This is a genomic window from Flavobacterium sp. UMI-01 (genome assembly GCF_019656315.1).
In the GTDB taxonomy this organism is placed as follows: domain Bacteria; phylum Bacteroidota; class Bacteroidia; order Flavobacteriales; family Flavobacteriaceae; genus Flavobacterium.
In genome coordinates this window covers 83,281-104,242 of record NZ_BPLU01000038.1, presented here as the reverse complement: position 1 = coordinate 104,242, position 20,962 = coordinate 83,281, and the positions used below count along the sequence as shown (strand labels likewise).

10 protein-coding genes are annotated in these 20,962 nt (G+C 36.1%); all 10 read left to right on the top strand.

Annotation, left to right across the window (positions count from 1 at the left end):
* Positions 1 to 115: 115 nt before the first annotated feature.
* The 10 genes from K5R64_RS11310 (at position 116) to K5R64_RS11265 (ending at position 20,902) form a co-directional block, all read left to right on the top strand.
* Positions 116 to 2,458: a hypothetical protein gene (locus K5R64_RS11310; protein WP_220763544.1), complete on the top strand. Its 2,343-nt coding sequence runs from the start codon at positions 116 to 118 to the stop codon at positions 2,456 to 2,458.
* Positions 2,459 to 2,882: 424 nt separating this feature from the next.
* The gene (locus tag K5R64_RS11305; RefSeq protein ID WP_220763543.1) at positions 2,883 to 4,103 is read left to right on the top strand and encodes an alginate lyase family protein; all 1,221 of its coding nucleotides are present in this window, start codon (positions 2,883 to 2,885) and stop codon (positions 4,101 to 4,103) included.
* A 20-nt stretch (positions 4,104 to 4,123) separates the two neighbouring features.
* Positions 4,124 to 4,438 (top strand): L-rhamnose mutarotase, encoded by a 315-nt coding sequence (gene rhaM / locus K5R64_RS11300; RefSeq protein ID WP_220763542.1) that lies wholly within the window; start codon positions 4,124 to 4,126, stop codon positions 4,436 to 4,438.
* A gap of 201 nt (positions 4,439 to 4,639) precedes the next feature.
* Positions 4,640 to 6,550 (top strand): glycoside hydrolase family 76 protein, encoded by a 1,911-nt coding sequence (locus K5R64_RS11295; RefSeq protein ID WP_220763541.1) that lies wholly within the window; start codon positions 4,640 to 4,642, stop codon positions 6,548 to 6,550.
* Between the two features lie 202 nt (positions 6,551 to 6,752).
* A complete protein-coding gene (locus K5R64_RS11290; protein WP_220763540.1) occupies positions 6,753 to 8,228 on the top strand; it encodes a sulfatase in 1,476 nt (491 codons plus the stop codon).
* Between the two features lie 95 nt (positions 8,229 to 8,323).
* A complete protein-coding gene (locus K5R64_RS11285) occupies positions 8,324 to 11,101 on the top strand; it encodes a family 78 glycoside hydrolase catalytic domain (protein WP_255580354.1) in 2,778 nt (925 codons plus the stop codon).
* A gap of 9 nt (positions 11,102 to 11,110) precedes the next feature.
* Complete coding sequence (locus tag K5R64_RS11280; protein ID WP_220763539.1) at positions 11,111 to 13,792, top strand: glycoside hydrolase family 2 TIM barrel-domain containing protein; 2,682 nt, start codon at positions 11,111 to 11,113, stop codon at positions 13,790 to 13,792.
* Between the two features lie 21 nt (positions 13,793 to 13,813).
* A complete protein-coding gene (locus K5R64_RS11275) occupies positions 13,814 to 16,855 on the top strand; it encodes a sugar-binding domain-containing protein (protein ID WP_220763538.1) in 3,042 nt (1,013 codons plus the stop codon).
* A 13-nt stretch (positions 16,856 to 16,868) separates the two neighbouring features.
* Entirely contained in the window at positions 16,869 to 18,386 is a 1,518-nt protein-coding gene (locus K5R64_RS11270; protein ID WP_220763537.1) for a sulfatase, read from the top strand.
* 53 nt (positions 18,387 to 18,439) lie between these two features.
* Positions 18,440 to 20,902 (top strand): hypothetical protein, encoded by a 2,463-nt coding sequence (locus K5R64_RS11265; protein WP_220763536.1) that lies wholly within the window; start codon positions 18,440 to 18,442, stop codon positions 20,900 to 20,902.
* Positions 20,903 to 20,962 lie beyond the last annotated feature (60 nt).

Below are 20,962 nucleotides of genomic sequence, written 5' to 3'. Positions count from 1 at the left end.
GAAAGCAAATAAAACCTGACAGAACAGGACACTTTAATTGGTTTGTTAGGATATTTTTGGTAAGAAAAAACAAAAAGACTAACATAGTTACCAACAAATGCCTAAACCGAATACCATGAAAATCAATATTTATTTTTATTGTTTTTTGTATTGTGCTGTAGCTTTTTCACAAGCAAAAACTAATGTTACCAACTCTCAGAAAGTCGTAAACTTACTGGATACTTATTTTAAGTTAGATAGGGAAACTATTCATGTACAATTCAATAAAGAAGTTTATGTTACTAATGAAATAGTAGGATTTAAAGGGTATGTATGGAGTAAGAATAATGAGGCACCAAATACGAATACCACAAATGTTAATGTAGTTATTTATGATAGTAATAATCAAGTGGTAAAAAAGCAATTACTGTATGCTAGTAATGGTACTTTTTCAGGGGCCATTCAATTGAATGAGTCATTCAAATCAGGATTGTATCATTTTCAGTTTTATACTAATTGGATGAATAACTTTAATGAAGATTATTCTTTTATTCAAACAGTAGAAATTATAAATCGGGATGAGCCTTATGTAATAAAGTCAAAAACTCCAGTATGGAGTACTGCAAAAATTACTTTTACTCCCGAATCATCAGTTATTATTGATGGAATTTATAATACTGTGGGGGTCAAAATCACCGATTGTAATCAAAAAGGACTTCAAGTAAACGATGTTGTTATATGGGGTTCTAAATCAAAAGAGGTGGCGCGATTTAATACCAACAAAGTAGGGAATGGCTATTTTACCTTTATTGCTGATAAAAGTGAAACCTATTTTTTGAAAATCAAAAATGAAAACCTACAAATCAATGAACCTTTACCAGCTGTTAACGATACTGGAATAGCCATTAGCTGCAATAACAATCTGCCTAAAAACAAATTAGCCATTGTGGTTAAAACAAATGAGAAAGGACTGAAACTCTTTACAAACAAAAAATACACTTTATTGATCCATCAAAACGAAAAGATGGTTCTTAAAGAATTTACCTTTGCGAACAATGAATTAGAGCATACGTTGTTTTTTGACAAACAGAATATTTCCAATGGAGTCAATTCTATTCGTTTATTGGATGAAAACTTAAATCAAGTCACTCAAAAATTATTTTACCACTTTAGAAGTGAAAAAATCACAACTGCTATTCATTCTAAAAGAACGACAAAGGATAGCGTGGTTATTTATGGGAATTCGGATTTAAAAAAAGCGAATATAAGCATCAGTATTCTTCCAGAAAAAAGTCTTTGTAAAAATGAAGAGAAATCGATATTGGGTACTTTTTATCTAAATAATTTCTTGATAAAACCAGAAGTAAACAATTACTTTTATTTTGATCCAAGAAACGAAAATAGAAAACAAGATATAGAAGCTTTGATGCTTAATCAAAATCAAAATAAATTTTCATGGGATGATATAAAGTCAAAAACACCAAAAATTAGCTATCCTTTCAATAAAGGAGTAACTGTCAGCGGGAAAGTTGAGACAAACGCTAATTTAAAATCTAAAGGCAAACTAACGCTTATATCTACAAAAAAAGATGTATTTGAGGAAACAGTAATCAACGCCAACGGCAACTTTAAATACGAGAATTTTTTCGCCCAAGATTCTACTGTGTTTGTTTTTCAGGTAGCGAATGCTAATGGTAGTTCTAAATATTCTAGGATAGAAGCACGTGTAGAAAACAACGAGAGCAATTTTATATATCCCTTTAAATATGAAAAAGCAGTTTGTCCGACGGTTCAAAATCAACCAGAAGAGAAATTTGTATTTAATAAAAATGCTATAGAATTGACGGGTTTATCTATTGTTTTAGATACTAAGAAACTATTTATTAATAAAGATTTAGTTAGCAATACGGCAACGGGTTTTAAAATAGACGAGCAGTACGGTACGGTTTTCGATTTTTTAAATGAAAAAGGGTATAGTACAGGCGTTGATAATGAAACTGGAGATCCTTTTGTAAAAGACCGCTCAGGATTAAATAAAGGAGTCACCCCAGCTTTTCGAATCGATAACAATCGAATTTCCGATTTGAGTGAATTGTACTCTGTCTTTCTTTCAGATGTAGAGGAAATTTACATCGATAAACACAATGCACGATTTATGGGTACCAGCTCTGTAATTGATATTTTCTTAAAGAAAGGTGCTGTGCGCAGTGGGGGCTACAAAATCAAACACAATCTTTTTATGGTTACCAAAGGGTATGCTTATGCAATTCCTTTTAAAAATGCTTATTTCGATAATTTAAAAGAATACATACTTTTTGGAACCTTAAATTGGACTCCATCAGTTATCATAGACGAGACACCGAATTACCAAATTAAATTCCCAAGAGAAGAACAAAATGAAATTCAGGTAGTCATCGAAGGATTTTCCGAAGACGGTCAGTTGATATCCGAAATGCAAAAAATAAATTTTAGAGAATAATTCACTTTTAAAAGTATAATAATTACTCACAAAAGTTTGTATCAACGACAGAAGATAGGTTAATGATAACTGGTCAAAAAGTGTTAAGTATTGAATAAACGGTTTAATTAATGCTAATGTACTGAAAAAGGATAGGAGGTTTTGAGTGATCTTCTATGGTAATTTTCGATCACGGGATAATACAGGACAGAAAACAAAAAAATGATGGGTACTTTTGTTGATAGATGAATTTGTACTAATTCATTGAATAGTTAGTTTAAAATTAATTGTTAGAAAGTATTTTTTAATAATTGATAGTTTTTTAGTTTGTTTAGTTTTCAAAATCATCTTGTCTTTCTTCATAAAGACAGGATGATTTTTTTGAAAATAGCCACTACGAAGCTTTTTAATTCAGAAAATAAATAACCTTAAAAATTGTAGAAAGTTGAAAAAAGCAATTATATATGGGGTATTGGTCTTGTTTTTTAGCTCTAATTTAAAAGCTCAAAATAAAATTAAAACCATTGAGAAAAGTCAAATTTCAAGTTACTCGTTAGTAGATTATACGGCTTTTTTTAGAGTAAAAGAAAGACTCCAAAAGACTCCTTATAATGCTATATACAACAAGCTAATTGCAAATGCAGATAGTATTTGTAAACGCCCTCCTTATTCAGTTATGCAAAAAACACAAACCCCTGCCAGTGGCGATAAGCACGATTATTATTCGATTGGCCCATATTGGTGGCCTGATCCTGCAAAACCTGATGGCTTGCCATGGATACGAAAAGATGGAAAAGTCAACCCCTTAACTAGAGAAGGAAGTACTGATTTTGAAACCAAGCAAAAAATGTTCAACAGTACAGAATCTTTGGCCTTAGCCTATTTCTTTTCGAATAAAAAACAGTATGCTACTAAAGTGCTAGAATTAATTCAAGTGTGGTTTGTTAACGAAGATACCAAGATGAATCCTAACCTCAATTTTGCTCAAGGCGTACCAGGTGAAAATGCAGGTAGAGGAATTGGAATTATTGAATTTGCAGATGTTACTAAGGTGCTAACAGCAATTGAAATTTTAGAGTTAAACCAACAAATGGATGCGAATACCAGCCAAGCCTTGCGAAAATGGTTTACAGATTATGCGTATTGGTTGCAAACCAGTGAAAATGGCGTTTTTGAAAAAAACACTAAAAACAACCACGGAACGCATTACGACACGCAGTTAATTCAAATTTTGTTGTTTTTAAATAAAACAGCCGAAGCCAAACAAATTTTGGAAGCCGTAAAAACAGAGCGCATTGCCAAACAAATTCAACCCAATGGAGCTCAACCTTTGGAACTAGCCAGAACCAAAGCGCTATCTTATAGTACGATGAATTTGAGAGGATTTACAGAATTAGCCGTTTTAGGAAAAAAGCTGGGTGTTGATTTATGGAATTATAAGGCGGCTAATGGCGCTAGCATAATCAATGCCTTCGAATTTTTGAAACCCTACGCTAAGGGAGAAAAAAAATGGGACTATAAACAAATAGCAGATGAGGAAAAAGCTATAAAAAACTTGAAAGAACTATTTGCAACGGCGGGTAGTGAATTTAATAAGGAAGAGTATTGCCAAATAGGTAGTGATAAAAAAGTATCACTCCACTCTTTACTGCACGAATGTAATTAATTAACTTAAAATAAAAAATCATGCAAAGACTTGCCTTTAAAATGAAATTGAATCCAGGTCAAAAAGAGGCCTACACCAAGCGTCATAACGAACTATGGCCAGAACTTCATGCGCTTTTAAAAGAAAATGGAGTGAGTGAATATTCTATCTTCTTGGATGAAGAAACCCATACACTTTTTGCTTTTCAAAAAGTTTCGGGTGCTGGTGGTTCACAAGATTTAGCTTCTAGTGAAATTGTTAAAAAATGGTGGGACTTTATGGCTGATATTATGGAGACAAATCCTGATAACTCTCCAGTTTCAGTGCCTTTAGAAGAGGTGTTTTATATGCCTTAATAATGATAATGGTTGGTAGAAAAGGAGGTTAGCTTGATACGTTGACCTCCTTTTTTTGGATATAAACACAAGTACCTGTAGAGGTAAAAGGAATTTGCTTGAGTAAGTTAAGAGTAAACGCCCCTACAACACAGGATAGTTGAATTGATAAGTTTTAATAATTTTAGAAATATTTTCTAATTAACCAATCAACTATCTATAATGAAAAGAAGGTCATTTGTCCAATTATCCGCTTTGGGAAGTTTAGGCTTGATGCTACCCTTGTATGCTTGCAAGTCGGGCAGTATTTTTAATAGTCATCAAGAAGATGTAACGGCCTTTGAAACCAATGCTTTCCAATTGTTAACCACTTGGTGCGATGCGATAATTAGAGACCAAGTGAACAACCCAAATGATAAAGTGACCCATGGCGCTTTGTACTGTCACGCTTGCGAAAAAGTTCATGGTCGCTGTCAAGAAGCTGTTTATCCATTTTTGTACATGGCTGATAAAACGGGGGATAAAAAATACCTAGATGCCGCTATCAAAGTCATGGATTGGTCAGTGAACGTTGATTTACCTGATGGCAGTTGGACTAATATGATTGACCCAAAATCGTGGTATGGTACTACTGTTTTTGGTGTAATTGCCTTAGGCGAAGCCTTACATTATCACGGACATTTGTTGCCCAAAGAGACTAAAACAAAATGGGAGAACCGATTGAAAAGAGCAACCGATTTTGTATATAAAACATTTGACGATCATTTTAGTCATATCAATTACCGCTTTACCGCTATTTATGCCCTATCGCTTATGGGGGATTATTTTAACGAAGAAAAATATAAAACCAGAAGTAAAGAATTGGCCTTGCTAATTCCGAAATACCTAACAGAACCTAATAAATTATTATTTGGCGAAAATCATCCAGACGATAAAAAAAGTGCCAAAGGATTACTGCCTGTTGACATTGGTTACAATGTAGAAGAAAGTTTAAATGCAGTGGTGCAATATGCAGTACATACAAAAGATGAGGAGTTGTTAAAATTATTGACTCAATCTTTAAATAGTCATTTAGAATTTATGCTGCCTGATGGCGCTTGGGACAACAGTTTTGGGACACGCCAAAATAAATGGACCTACTGGGGTAGTAGAACTACAGATGGTTGCCAACCTGCTTTTTCATTGTTGGTGGATAGAAATCCTGCTTTTGGAACCGCCGCTGTTATGAGTACCGAATTATTGCAACGTTGTACCGTCAACGGACTTTTAGCAGGTGGTTTGCATTACCAAACGCAAGGCGTAAAACCCTGTATGCACCACACCTTTGCGCATGCTAAGAATTTAGCTTTTGTGATGGACAATGCCAAGAAACTAAAAAAGGTAAACAAAAAAACACCGCTTCCAAGAAGTTCAAATGATGGAGTAAAGCATTTCTCTGAACTTGATGTTTGGTTAGCAGCCAGAGGACCTTGGCGAAGCACCGTTTCATCCTATGATCAGATTTTTAAAAAAGAAAAATCAGTAGCGGCTACAGGAGGTTCGTTAGCCGTTTTATGGCATGAAAAAGTGGGACCTATATTCACCGCCAGTATGGTCGAATACTTGTTGGTAGAACCTTATAACCAACAAGAACAAGAAGGGGAAGATTTTTGCCTAACTCCTCGTGTAGAGCGATTTGTCAACGGAATTTGGTACACAAATCTACAGGATTTAAACGCCAAAGTGAACTTCAAAGACGAAAAAGGAATCATTGATTTTGCTATTGAAGCCGCCCTGACCAACAATAAAAAAGAAACCCTAGCATCAGGCGGTGATTTCAAACTGAATTATCTTTTTGATAAAAATCAAACGACCATCAAAGCCCAAAGAACTACTTCCGAAACAAATGGAGATACACTGGTATTGCCTGTTATTTCGCCTACTGGGGAGAAAGTAGTGCAAGTTTCGGCTACTAAAATCGAAATTCATAAAAAAGAAGGGATTGTTGTTGTTGAATCGAATGTGCCCCTTACGATTAAAAAAACAGCAAAAGAACGCATTTTTAATCAAGTACCCGGAATGGAAGTAGTACCTGTTTTAGTGTCTTTTCCTAAAAACACCAAAGAGGTGATTTGTACAATTTCTGTTGTTTAGAAAAAAATATCACGTTGTGTGAAATAATCAAATTCAATAAACTGATTTCAAATATGTTTCTAAAGCTATTGATGACCACAATGTCAGTCTGAGCTTGTCGAAGACCTCATATGACAAATATCGACTTCTGAAAATCTTTGATAATGTGATAATTGAGATTAAAATTAACTAAATAAAAAACTAATAGTAAAATATTTTAAAAATGAAAATTCATAAAATAACTGGTTTACTTGCGTGCTTTGTGATGATGCAAGTATATTGTCAACACACAAATAAAACTGTAAATAAAACCAAACCCAATATTGTTTTTATCCTCACCGACCAATGGAGAGGTTCGGCCACAGGTTACAATGGCGACCCTAATGTAAAAACGCCTAATTTGGATAAATTAGCCAAAGAAGCTGTCAATTTTACCAATGCAGTTTCAGTTACCCCTGTATGTACACCGCATCGAGCGGCTTTGCTCACAGGAAAATTCCCCACTACAACAGGGATGTTTTTGAATGATATTTATTTACCATCAGAAGAATTATGTATGGCTGAAATTTTCAAGGCCGAAGGCTACAGCACCGCCTATTGGGGCAAATGGCATTTAGACGGCCATGGTCGCGAAAATAATGTAGCACCCGAAAGACGTCAAGGATTTGATTATTGGAAGGGGACAGAATGTGACCACAATTACAATAAAGAACATTATTACGCTAATAATGACCCGAAAAAAAAATTCTGGGATGGCTATTCTCCATTTGCCATCACCAAGGATGCAAACCAATACTTGGCCGATCATGCCAAAGACAAAGAACCTTTTTTAATGCTTATTTCATTAGCAACTCCGCATTATCCACATGATAGTGCGCCTGAAAAGTATAAAAAAATGTATCCTCAGAAAAATTTGATATTAGCTCCAAATATCCCTGAAAATTTAAAAGATAAGGTTCGTGATGAATTACAAGGCTATTACGCACATTGTACCGCTACTGACGAGGCTATCGGAACGGTTTTGGAACAAATCAAAAAGCTTAATTTATTTGACAACACTATTATTGTGTTTACGGCTGACCATGGTGAAATGATGGGCGGACATGGCGTAAAACCATTTGTAAAACAATTGGCTTGGGATGAGTCTGTACGTGTTCCTTTTTTAATTTCTTATCCAAATATCAAAAATAACAAAGGCAAAACAGTTCAGGCGCCTATCACCACTCCTGATATTTTACCCTCCTTATTGGGTTTAACTGATATTGCTATCCCAAAAGGTATTGAAGGTGAAGATATCTCTTCATTAATTAAAAATCCAGATCCAAAAGCGGATAGAGCGGCTTTGGTAATGAATGTTAGTCCTTTTGGGTCTAATTTTAATGATTCAGAGTATCGTGCTATTAGAACCAAACAATATACATATATACGCACCCCTGAAGGAGCTTCTAATTTGTACGACAATTTAAAAGACCCTTATCAAATGACAAATTTGCTAGATAAATCAGATTATAAAAAGATTCAAATAGATTTAGATAAGCAACTCAACAATGAATTAAAAAGAATAGGTGACGATTTTAAACCAAGAGAATTTTATATGAAAAAATGGAATTATACTCTTGATTCATCTAAAAGAGCCATTGATTTTAGGAATTGGGATAAAGGCGAAGGCAAGGTGATTTCTCCAAAAAAACAAAATTAGTTCAAGAAAAAGGTTTAGTCGATAGTAATAATTAAATAGATGAAATCGCCATTACCTAGAAGTTTGCGCAAGCAAATGAAATTCGCAAAACAGATATGAAAAATACGTACAAGGGTTTGTTTTTATGTAAAATGCTGTTTCTTATTCTGACTTTGTATTCTTTTACGGTCAAAGATGGCATTACTGCTCCTATTCAGCTAACCATTAGCGAAGGATTAAGCAATCCCATCGGTTTTTATGATAGTAAGCCAAGCTTTTCTTGGAAACTTCCTGTGGGTGTTACATCACAATCGGCTTATACGATTGTAGTGGCTAGTTCTCCTAAATTATTGCCCAATAATCCTGACTTATGGAATAGTGGAAAAGTGAATGCAGACCAAAGCTTGTATGTAAATTATAATGGAAAAAAATTAGATTCCAGACAAAAAGTCTATTGGCAAGTAAAATATTGGGACGATAAAGGAGCTGAATCCAAATGGAGTGAAATGGCTCATTTTGAATTGGGACTGTTGCAAAATAGTGATTGGAAAGCAAACTGGATTTCGGTTCCTCCAACAGAGTTGAACGAAATTAGTGGTAAAAATTCAGTGCTTTTCAGACCGCAATACCTTCGGAAACAAATCAACATCCATTCAAATATCAAAAAAGCACGTTTGTATATCACAGCCAAAGGTGTTTTTGAAGCCTATATCAACGGTGCAAAAATAGGTACAGATGTAATGACTCCAGGTTGGACGCCTTTTGATAAAAGCATCAGTACCTTGACTTATGATGTGACAGATATGCTGATGAAAGGAGAGAATGTGCTAAGTGCGATTTTGGCCGAAGGCTGGCATTCAGGTCGCATTCATTTACGGAGAGAGGCTACCAAAGAAGATGTACCTTTTTTATTGTGCCAATTAGAAATAGAAACGAATAAAGGCAAACAGATTATTGTTACTGATAAAAGTTGGAAGGTTTCTTTAAAAGGACCTATACGTGAATCGAATATTTATGATGGCGAAATCTACGATGCTAATTTCAATTTAGGCAAATGGCAATTCAATGGTTATGATGATTCGAATTGGCTTCAGGTGGTGGAACAAAAACTAGCGGATACTGTTTTATTGTTGCCAAAGCGTTATCAAACGGTCAAAGATAAAGAAACGATTTCGGTTAAAACCTTGACCGAACCTGTAGCAGGGAAACCTATTTTTAATTTTGGACAAAATAATGTCGGCGTTCCTCTAATTAAAGTACCCATGAAAAAAGGGGATACCTTAACCGTTCGCTTTGCCGAAATGCTCAACACCGATGGCACTATGTACACTGGAAATTACAGAGGAGCCAAATCAACGGATTATTATATTGCCGCCAAAGACGGTTTGATAGAATGGCGACCACAATTTACTTTTCACGGCTATCAATACATTGAACTAAGTGGTTTTGACCCTAAAGCAAAACCTCAGAAAGATTGGGTTACTGCCATTGTACAATATTCTGATTTTAAGTTAAATGGTACTTTTGCTTCTTCGCACGAAAAATTAAATCAACTGCAAAGCAATATTTCATGGGGACTGAAAGGAAACTTTTTTGACATCCCAACAGATTGCCCGCAACGAGATGAACGCTTAGGCTGGACAGGTGATGCACAAGTGATTGCGCCTACCGCTATTTATAATGCGGATATGTATGCGTTTTGGGCTAATTATTTGCAAAGTATGCGTCAAGAACAAATGGACAATGGTGCCATTCCAAACGTGATTCCGAATAATCTAGGAAAAGGAAATTCTTCGGGTTGGGGTGACGCTTGTACCGTAATTCCATGGGAAATTTATTTTAGAACAGGAGACAAACGCATACTCGAAGACAATTACGAGATGATGAACCGTTGGCTGGGTTATTATGCTTCTAAAGCCAATGGAAATATTGTGAGTATGCAATCTTTTGGGGACTGGTTACAGCCTTTTTCTCAACCATTAGAAAGTAATAGAATGGGACGTCGTGGCGATACTCCCGCTGATTTTATCTCTACGGCTTACTATGCCAAATCGGTAGAATTGACCATGCGTACGGCTGCCGTTTTAGGGAAAACAGCTGAGGATCAAAAACTCCAAAAATTACATAATGAAATCAAAAAGGCTTTCGGAAATAAATTCTTTGACAATAATGGCCGTACCACCAGTAAAATGGAAACCCAAACCCAATATTTACTAGCACTTGATTTTGATTTACTTTCTAAAGAAAATATCCAAAAAGCAGGAGTACATTTAAAACGTGTGATTGCCGATTGTGACAATCATTTGCGTACAGGTTTTTTAGGAACGCCAATATTACCACTTGTTTTGGATAAAATAGGAGAAACGGATTTGATGTACAGCATTCTTTTTAAAGAGAGTTATCCTTCTTGGTTTTACTCCATCAATCAAGGTGCAACCACCATGTGGGAGCGTTGGGATAGTTATACGTTGAAAGACGGTTTCCATAAAGACGGCATGAACTCCTTTAATCATTATGCTTATGGTGCCATTGGTCGCTGGATGTACGAGCGTATTGGGGGAATCAAACCTATAGTTGCAGGCTATAAAGAAATCGAAATTGCACCCGTTCTTGGTGGGCCATTAACAGCTGCTAGTGCTAGTTATGATTCGCCTTACGGTAAAATAAATTCGTCTTGGAAATTGGATAACGGCACTTTAACTTTAGAAGTTACCATTCCTTCCAATACCACCGCCAAAATTGTGATACCAGCAGATACTAAGAAAGAATTACTAATGAATGGAAGCACTTTTAAAAATAATGTAGCCATACAATTAGACCTTAAAACAGATAAGACTTTTGTGCTAAAAGCTGCAGCAGGAACCTACCGCTTTACATCCAAAGTCAAAAAATAAAAACCAAAGATGAAAAATATTTTTTTAATCGTATTCGTTTTTCTATTGCAAACTTTTTGTTCGCAAGTAACAGCGCAAATAAAATATACGGTCAATGATGCATGGCAGTTTGTTCAAGATAAATCGATTACTGAAATTAACCAACTCAAAAATCATAAAGGTTTAAAAGTCGCTATTCCGCATACTTGGAATGACAAAGATGTGATGGATGAAGAAGAAGGTTTTTACCGTGGTGCCGGTTGGTACACTAAAACCATCAAAATCCCAACGGCTTACAAGGATAAGGAAGTTTTTCTGTTTTTTGAAGGCGTTGCCATGTGTTCTGAAGTGTATATCAATAATAAATTAGCCAATAAACACGTAGGAGGTTTTACTCGTTTTGTAGTGCCTATTTCAAAATTCATTGATTTTGATGCTTCCAAAAACACTACTTCATTTACGGTAGTAGTAAAAGCCGACAATTCCTATAATGAGGATGTGCCTCCCTTGCATGCCGATTTTACTTTTTTTGGCGGAATCTATCGCGATGTCAATCTGGTAGTAACTGATAAAGTGCATTTTAGTATCGAAGAAGATGCTGCCAATGGAGTGTTTATCACGACTCCAAAAGTATCTGCACAAAGAGGCGAGGTACAACTGAAAGTAAAAATCAAGAACGATGACAAAGCCAATCAGAATGTAAAATTGGTAACCAAATTAATAGGCCCAAATCAGCAATTGGTTTCAGAGAAAGTGCAAACGTTTAAGCTAAAATCAGGTATTGTCAATGAGTTTAATTTTGCGTTAAATTCGGTTACAAACCCCCAGTTATGGTCGCCAGATACGCCTAATTTGTACAAAGTAGTTTGTGAAATTTTCGATGCAAAAAACAACCAAAAAATTGATGAATCAACTAATTCCTTAGGTTTTCGTTGGTTTGCATTTGATGTTGACAAAGGTTTTTTCTTGAACGGAAAACATTTAAAATTGGTTGGAACCAACCGCCATCAAGATTTTAAAGACATCGGGAATGCCGTCCCAGACCACATTCATGTGGAAGATATTTTGCGAATGAAGGAAATGGGGAGCAATTTTTTGCGCATAGCCCATTACCCACAAGACCCCATTATCCTTGAAATGTGTGACCGATTGGGAATTTTAACTACGGTTGAAACGCCAATTGTGGATACCGTTACCGAGTCAGAGGCTTTTACTCAAAATTGTTTGAGCGCCCAATTGGAAATGATTCGTCAAAATTACAACCACCCCAGTTTGATTATTTGGGCGTATATGAACGAGGTAATTTTGCATCCACGATATGGTAATGATAAAGAACGTTACAAAAAATACACAAACTATATTGTGAAATTGGCTCAAAAAATCGAGAAGCTAACCCGTGCCGAAGACCCTTACCGCTATACGATGATTCCCAATCATAATGGACTAGAACGCTATCATGAAGCTGGATTGACCGAGGTGCCAATGATTGTAGGCTGGAATATTTATCTGGGTTGGTATGGTGGTTCTTATGACTTACTGCCTGAGAGAATTGAAAAATTTCATTCGACCATAAAAAAACCAATGATAATTACAGAGTACGGTGCAGGAGTGGACCCAAGGTTGCATACTCTAAATCCAATGCGTTTTGATTATTCACAGGAATACGGAACCGAATTTCATAAATACTATCTTGAATATTTTATGAAACAAGATTTTATAGCCGGTGTCAACGTATGGAATTATGCCGATTTTAACTCAGAAGACCGTATCGATGCGGTACAAAGTATCAATAATAAAGGTTTAGTTGGTCTGGACAGAAAACCCAAAGATGTGTTTTATTACTACCAAGCTTCTTTGTTGTCCAAACCATTTTTATCCATTGCTACCAAAACTTGGAACCAACGTTCGCAAGTAGAAGATAAAGAGGGGGCAGGAGTGGCAACAATGCAAGTGCAAGTTTTTTCGAATCAAAATGAAGTAACACTTTTTATAAATGGAAAAAGTTTAGGAGCCAAAAAAGTAGAAGATAAAATTGCAATTTTCAATGTCCCTTTTGTTGACGGAATCAATCAGTTAGTAGCAAAAAGTGGCGATATAGTAGAGGATTTTTCGACTGTTCGTATCAATATTATTCCAATTTCGTTAAAAAACTTTCCAGCCTCAGGTTTTTCTATAAATGTAGGAGACCAACGCTTTTTTTATGATGATAAAATAGACCAAGCTTGGTTGTTTGACAAAGAATACACCCCAGGAAGTTGGGGGCACATTGGCGGAAAGCCTTATGTGCGTCCTGAAAAAAATGTGCAACAACCTTATGGAGCGAAGCAAACCATTAAAGGAACTTTTAACGACCCTATTTACCAAACGCAGTTGGTAGGCATTGAGCAATACCGCTTTGATGTACCGCCTGGTCTGTATGAAATCAAATTGCATTTTGCCGAATTAGAAGGTTCAAAAGCCAAACATCTAGCTTTTGATTTAATTGAAGAATCGAAGGAGGTTACTAAAGTGACCAACCGTAAGTTTTCGATACTGATTAATGATAAAAAAGTAGTTGAAAATCTGGATTTATTGGGAGATTATGGCGAATACCAAGCGGTCAAAATTAAATCGGAAGTGAGTGTCAAAGAAGGCGAGCCATTGCTAGTGAATTTCAAAAAGATAGTAGGAGAGCCTGTTTTGAATGCGATTGAGATTTATAAAAAAATGTAAAACGAATACTAATAGCTAAAGATGAATCATAAACCAACCCAGAAATTTTTTCTAATCGTTCATTTATTCCTTTTGGGGTTTATCAACGCACAACGAATAGAAACGAATCTTAACTCAAACTGGCGTTTTATTTTAGAAGATAAAAACCTTTTTTCAGCCAAAGAATTTGATGATAGTTCATGGCAAAATCTAAACATTCCGCACGATTGGTCCTTTGAAAAAGGCGTTCGAAAAGGCGGTGACCAAGGACAAGGTGGTGGTTACCACGACGGGGGTATTGGTTGGTATCGAAAATATTTTACTGTAAATAAATCTAATTTAACTAAAACAATTTACATCGATTTTGACGGGGTCTATATGAATAGCGAAGTATGGATTAATGGTAACCATCTAGGAAAGAGACCCTATGGATACATCAGTTTTAGATATGATATTTCAAAATATTTGAAAGAAGGAAAAAACACGATTGCTGTTAGAGTCGATAATAGTTTAGAACCTTCGGCACGCTGGTACCATCCTTGTGGAATTTATGCGCCTGTAAAATTAATTTCGGTTAATAAAACGCATATTACTCCAAATAGCATCTTTATCACAACTCCAAAAATTGAAACAACAACGGCTACGGTAAATGTTAAAATCGATTACGAGAATCCTGTAAATAAATTGGAATGCAAACTGTCTATTGTTTCTCCAGCGGGTAAAACAATTAAAACCGCCATTAAAAAAATTGACGGTTCAAAAACTAATAATTCAATAGAAATACCTAATCCTGAATTATGGAGTCCAGAAACCCCAGTTTTATATCAATTGGTTACACAAATAATCAAAGACAAAAAAGTTATTGATGAGGTAAAGACAAACTTTGGTTTTAGAACCGTAGAATGGAAAAAAGAAACTGGTTTTTGGCTCAACGGAAAAAATGTAAAGCTAAAAGGCGTTTGCGAGCATTGGGAAGGTGGCCCCGTAGGTGGTGCTTGGACTAAACCAATGTTGCGTTGGAAATTACAATTGTTAAAAAATATGGGCATCAATGCCATTCGTCCTTCGCACAATCCCACACCTCCCATGTTTTATGATATTTGTGACGAAATAGGCTTGCTTGTTATGGACGAAATTTTTGATGGTTGGCATAAAAAAGCACCTCAAGACTATGGCAAACAAGCTTTTGAACAATGGTGGAAAGCCGATATGAAAGAATGGATTACCCGAGACCGCAACCATCCGAGTGTTTTTGTATATAGTTTAGGGAATGAAACCCATAGTACGATAGCACCCGAATTAGTGAAATTTGGTAAAAGTTTAGACGAAACTCGCTTGTTTTCATCAGGAGCAGGAAATCCTGAGGATATGGATATCACTGGAATAAACGGTGGTTCAGAAACCAAAACATTCTTAGAGTTAGCTAAATTTGATAAACCATTTGTATCAACTGAAGCACCACATACTTGGCAAACACGTGGATACTATAGAACCCAAACTTGGTGGCGCGATAATGAATTGCCAGGAACTTATCCGTTACCAAATTTAACCGAAAAGGAAATCTTTTTTTATGAAGGTTTAGACCCAAAAAAATGGAAAAACAGAAAACAACGTTATAACTCCTCTTATGACAATGCAACGGTTCGTATTTCTGCCCGTAAAAATTGGGAAGTCATGCGAGATATGCCTTGGCATAGCGGGCATTTCCGTTGGACAGGGTTTGATTATTATGGCGAAGCAGGTTTGGTTCACGGTGGTTTACCTTTCAATCTGTTTATGGGTGGTGCAGTTGATGTGGCGGGTTTTGAAAAAGATTTGTATTATTTCTACCAAAGCCAATGGACTAAGGAAACGATGGTACATATTTTGCCACATTGGACACATCCAAGAATGAAAAAAGGAACGGTAATTCCGGTTTGGGTCTATTCAAATGCTGATGAGGTAGAATTATTTTTAAACGGAAAATCATTAGGGAAAGACAAACCTGGAACTGTTTGGAACGAAATGCAATGCGACTGGATGGTGCCTTATGAAGAAGGAAAACTAGTAGCCGTAGCTTATAAAAACGGTAAAGAAGTAAAACGAGTATCAATTGCAACAAGTGGTGCACCTCAATCTTTAAAAAACAGTCTCAATAAGCTAAAAGCTGAGGACGGATTTTCGTCAAGTTATATTTTTACAAGTGAATCCATAGATTCGAAAGCTAATCTTTATCCTTATGGAGAAAACAAAGTCTATTATCATATTTCAGGCGATGTTGAAAAAGTGTCTATGGAAAATGGAAATCCGATCGATTCCATTAGTCGTACTAAGTCAGATTTTAGAACCTTATTTTTCGGAAAAGGACGTCTATTTTTAAGAGAAAAAGATAATGCTAAAAAAGCTTCGGTTATTACTGCTTCTATTTTGGGTGACAAGGCATTGTATCTTTCGAATCAAATAACCATCGATGTACAAGAAATGGGATTGATAGGAAAAACTTCCCAATCAAAATTTGAAATTTTATACACCACTAATGGTGCTGACCCTCTTAAAGAAGGAACTCTTTATACCAAGCCATTCGAAGTAAAAAACAATACTATAGTCAAAGCTGTTGTGAAACAAAATGGAAAATTGATTTTAGCGTTAGAAGAAACCTTTGGTGCTAACGAAGGATTGTTTTGGGGAGATGAAAAATCAGCTAATATTTGGAATGGTAGAGGAGTGAACATTGCAGCTGAAGAAGCTATTTTAAAAGGAGGTGTAAAAACGAGTAATGAAGCACAACATTTTAAAGGAACAGGTTTTGTGAAATTTGATAATAAAGAAGGGAGCATCACCTTTTACCAAGAAAATGATGGTGAAGCAGGCGATTTTAGTATTCGATTTAGATATATGCACAACGACAAGGACAAAAAATACCCAATGAAGTTATTTGTAAACGACACCTATATCAAAACCTTTGAATTTAATGCAACAGGAGGCTGGATTCAAAACTGGGAATTTGTAAACACTATTGTAAATTTTAAATCGGGTGCCAATAACATCCGACTGGAAACAACAGGTCAAAGCGGGCCTTATATTGACGAACTTTTTATTGATTAATGCAAAAAAACAAATGAAAAATAGAAGTAAAATAATAACAATACTGGTGTTCGGTTTAGTTGGAACAACAATTACGGCACAATCTAAAGTTGCCCAATCAGCCAAACCCAATGTGTTATTTATTGCGGTTGATGATTTGAATACCTGGTTGGGCTGTTTAAATAATTATTCGAATACCAAAACGCCAAACATTGACAGACTCGCAGCCAGAGGCGTATTGTTCTCTAATGCGCATTGTCAAGCGCCTTTGTGTGGGCCTTCTCGTGCTTCGATTATGTCGGGTTTGCGTCCGTCAACTACGGGGATTTATGGGATGATAGCAGATGAGAAAATACGTTCCGAAAATCCTGCTACAAAAGAGATAGTCTTTCTGCCAGAATATTTTAAAAATAATGGCTATCACACCATGGGAATAGGGAAACTATTTCACGATTTTGCTCCCAAAGGCGTTTTTGATGAAGAAGGCGGCAGAGTCAAAGGCTTTGGTCCTTTGCCAAAAAAACGTTTTGTTTGGGATGGTTTAGGCCCAGCAGACAAAACCAAATACGGACGCACCAGTACCGATTGGGGTGCTTTCCCTGAACAAGACGAACAAATGCCTGACCATCAGTCTGTCAATTGGGCTATCGAACGTCTGAATAAAAAATACGACCAACCTTTTTTCATGGGGGTTGGATTTTTGCGTCCTCATGTGCCGCTCTATGTACCTCAAAAATGGTTTGATATGCATCCGCTGGAAGGCATTCAGGTTGCTCCTTATTTGTCAGATGATTTAAAAGATGTGCCTCAAGTAGGATTGGATATCAATGATTTGCCTATGATGCCTTCTACCGAGTGGGCGATTCAAACGGGGGAGTGGAAGAAAATGATTCAAGCCTATTTGGCTTGTGTTAGTTTTGTTGATTATGAAATTGGTCGTGTATTGGATGCTTTGGATAAAAGCGAGCATGGCGCTAATACCATCATTGTTTTATGGTCAGACCACGGCTATCGTTTAGGCGAAAAAGGAACTTTTGCCAAACACGGTTTATGGGATTCAGCTACCAAAGCGCCTTTGCTATTTGTGTCACCCAATTTGCCTAAAGGAAAAGTAATCGACACTCCAGCCGAAATGCTTTCCATTTATCCAACACTTTTAGAGTTGTGTAACCTACCTGCTTACAACCGAAACGAAGGAATTAGTTTGGTTGCAACAATGAAAAGCGATAAAGTAGTAAATAAAGCCTTTGCGCTCACTACTTATGGTGAAAATAATCATTCGGTTAACCAAGGAAGATTCAGATTGACGCAATACGAAGACGGCTCACAGGAATTGTACGACCATAAAATTGACCCTAACGAATTTACCAATTTGGCTAAATTTACAGAGTATAAAAGCGAAATTAAAAAGTTAAAAAAATACTTCCCTAAAACCAATGAAAAATGGAACAAGAATTCATCTTATACCTTCCAACCTTATTTTGTGAAACAAAAAGCGCAAAGCAATGGAGAAGAAGTCAAACCAGTGAATGTAATTGGCGCCGACCAGTAATTTGTTTTTAGCAGTAACCCTAAAGTAATTTATAATTTTAAAAAAAAAGTACCTTGAAAAAGTTAATAGTCTTGTTTTTCCTCCCGATCTGTTGTCTTGTTAGCACTCATTTTAAAGCGCAATCCTTGCAACATCCAGCCATTTGGGTGACCAATGAAGAGCGTCCACAAATTTTAGAGAAAATAAAAAAATACGATTGGGCAAAAAGCATGCTCAATCAGTTGCATCAGCGTGTGGATGGAGCACTTCAAAAACACCAATCGGATCCTAATGCGGTTTTGAATACCATCCCAGCCTTTGCCAAACACGACCGTGAAAATTCAGAACAAAAAGCATCTCCCCTTGCGTCAGCGCACAATAAAGTGTTGGCACTTGCCTCGGATGCGGGCTATTTGTATTATTTAACCCAAGACGAGAAATACGCCCAATTTGCAGCAGATATTTTGGGCGTTTATATTGATCATATTGCGCCTTTAACACCTCAAACGACTACTATTTGTGGCTATGAGTTTTTTGACCCAAGGACTACTTATGGCCCTTTTGCCATAACTTATGATTTTATTTATCCATATTTAAAACAAGCCAATGCAACGGTCTATTCTAAAACGCAAAAAAAGCGCATTCCTTTTGACAATGCAAAAGCTCAAAAAGCAATGGCTAATGTAGCTGGTAATGTATTGCAAGAGTATGGCAAACCCGACAAGCATGGTAAAACCATTTCGAATCATCCTATCTTAACAGCCTCGGGAGCTTTGTTCAGTATTTTATGTATTGAAGATGATAAAGAACGTCAGCGCTTGTTTGATGTTTTTTGGGAAAAAGGAACGGCACACCAAAATTCATTTAAAAATACGATTCTACCCATGTTTGGAGAGCAAGGCGTCTGGCCGGAATCGTTGAGTTATAGTTTTATGCCCATTATTACGATGACTTTAAATATTGTAGATCGTATTTATCCAGAAATGAATGTAACTCAGGAGAATCAACACATTTTGAATGGCAATTTTTTGTTTGATTATCTAAGGCATCCAAACCGAACATTTGTACGTTTTGGTGACTCCAAACGAAATAATGATAGTACCGACGACCTTTATCGCTACACTTTGGATATTGCAGAAAGAAGAGGTTATGATGATATTAAACAAAAGGCACAATTGGCTTTAAAACAAACCAATGAAGCCAATGGAGGATACAAGCCTAAATTAGGTGATAATATTTTTAACAATTTTCAAATACTAGACTTGTTTTGGGGACATCCTATTCCTGAAAAAATTGATGGACATATTAATTTTAATAAACCTACGGTAATCGTAAAACATGCAGGTATAGCACTACAACGTAATTATGTTGCCAAAGAAAATGAAATTTATGGTTTGTGCGGTATCATTGGAGGTGCTTCGTATGTGCATTCGCATTTAACTGGGATTTCTATGGAATTGTATGGCGCTGGTTATGTAATGGCTACCAATGCTGGACTTCCTGCTACTGTTGCAGAACGAAAAATACCGCTTCATGAAAAATATTTCAGATTGTATGCCGGTAATAATTCGGTAATTGTGAACGGAAGTTCTCATGGTTTGGATGAAGGTTCCTGGAAAGGAGATGCTTATGTTTGGCAAAACAATACTGTAAATATAGCTGCTGAGCCGAAACATTTGGAAAACCCGATTGCTGAATATTTTAGCTTTGCTACTCAATTTTTGAAGGACGAGGTTAATAATTGTGTTCAGGAACGAACACTAAGTACGATTCGAACCAGTGAAAAAACAGCCTATTATTTGGATATTTTCCGTTCGAAATCAAATGGCGAAAATAAATTTCATGATTATATCTATCACAATATTGGCGATGAAACCATTATAAAAAATGAAAAAGGACAGCTTTTACCTTTGAAAGATACTGACCGTTATAATAATGATATAGGCGACCCTGTGCAATCACCAGGATGGCGCTATTTTGAGAAAACTAAAGTAACCGAGTCCATAAAAGACGGAGTGGATGTGACTTTTAAAATTGATTTTGATAAAAAATACATGCACATGATGGTACCAAAAGGAGTGGAACGTGAATATACCTCCGCCTTAGCGCCACCCACACGTGAGGCTGAAAATGGGTATCTAAAAAAGAAAACACAAGTCGTGGCTATCAGACAAAAAGGAGAGGCCTGGGACAAACCTTTTATGGCTGTTTTTGAACCCTCTTTAAATTCCGAATCTACCGTTCAAAGTGTTGAGCCTTTGATGGATGGGAATAAAGTAGTGGGAGCCAAAGTGATTTCTAAAATAAATAAAACGCTAATTACCGACTTTATTATTTGTCAGGACAAAGCAGATTCTGTTTATTCGAATAGAGACTTGAAATTAAATTTTGAAGGTCGTTTTGGAATTGTAAGGGTAGAAGAGGTAAAAGGAAAAAAGACCGTAAGTCTGTATATGGGTGAAGGTGAAAAGTTAGGTTTTGGTTCGTATGAGGTGAAAGGAGACGATTATAATCTTGCTTTTAAAGTTTTTGAATAGTGAAGGACTTAGAGCTATAAAAAAAGTCCGTTTTCGAAAGAAAACGGACTTTTTTGCTAG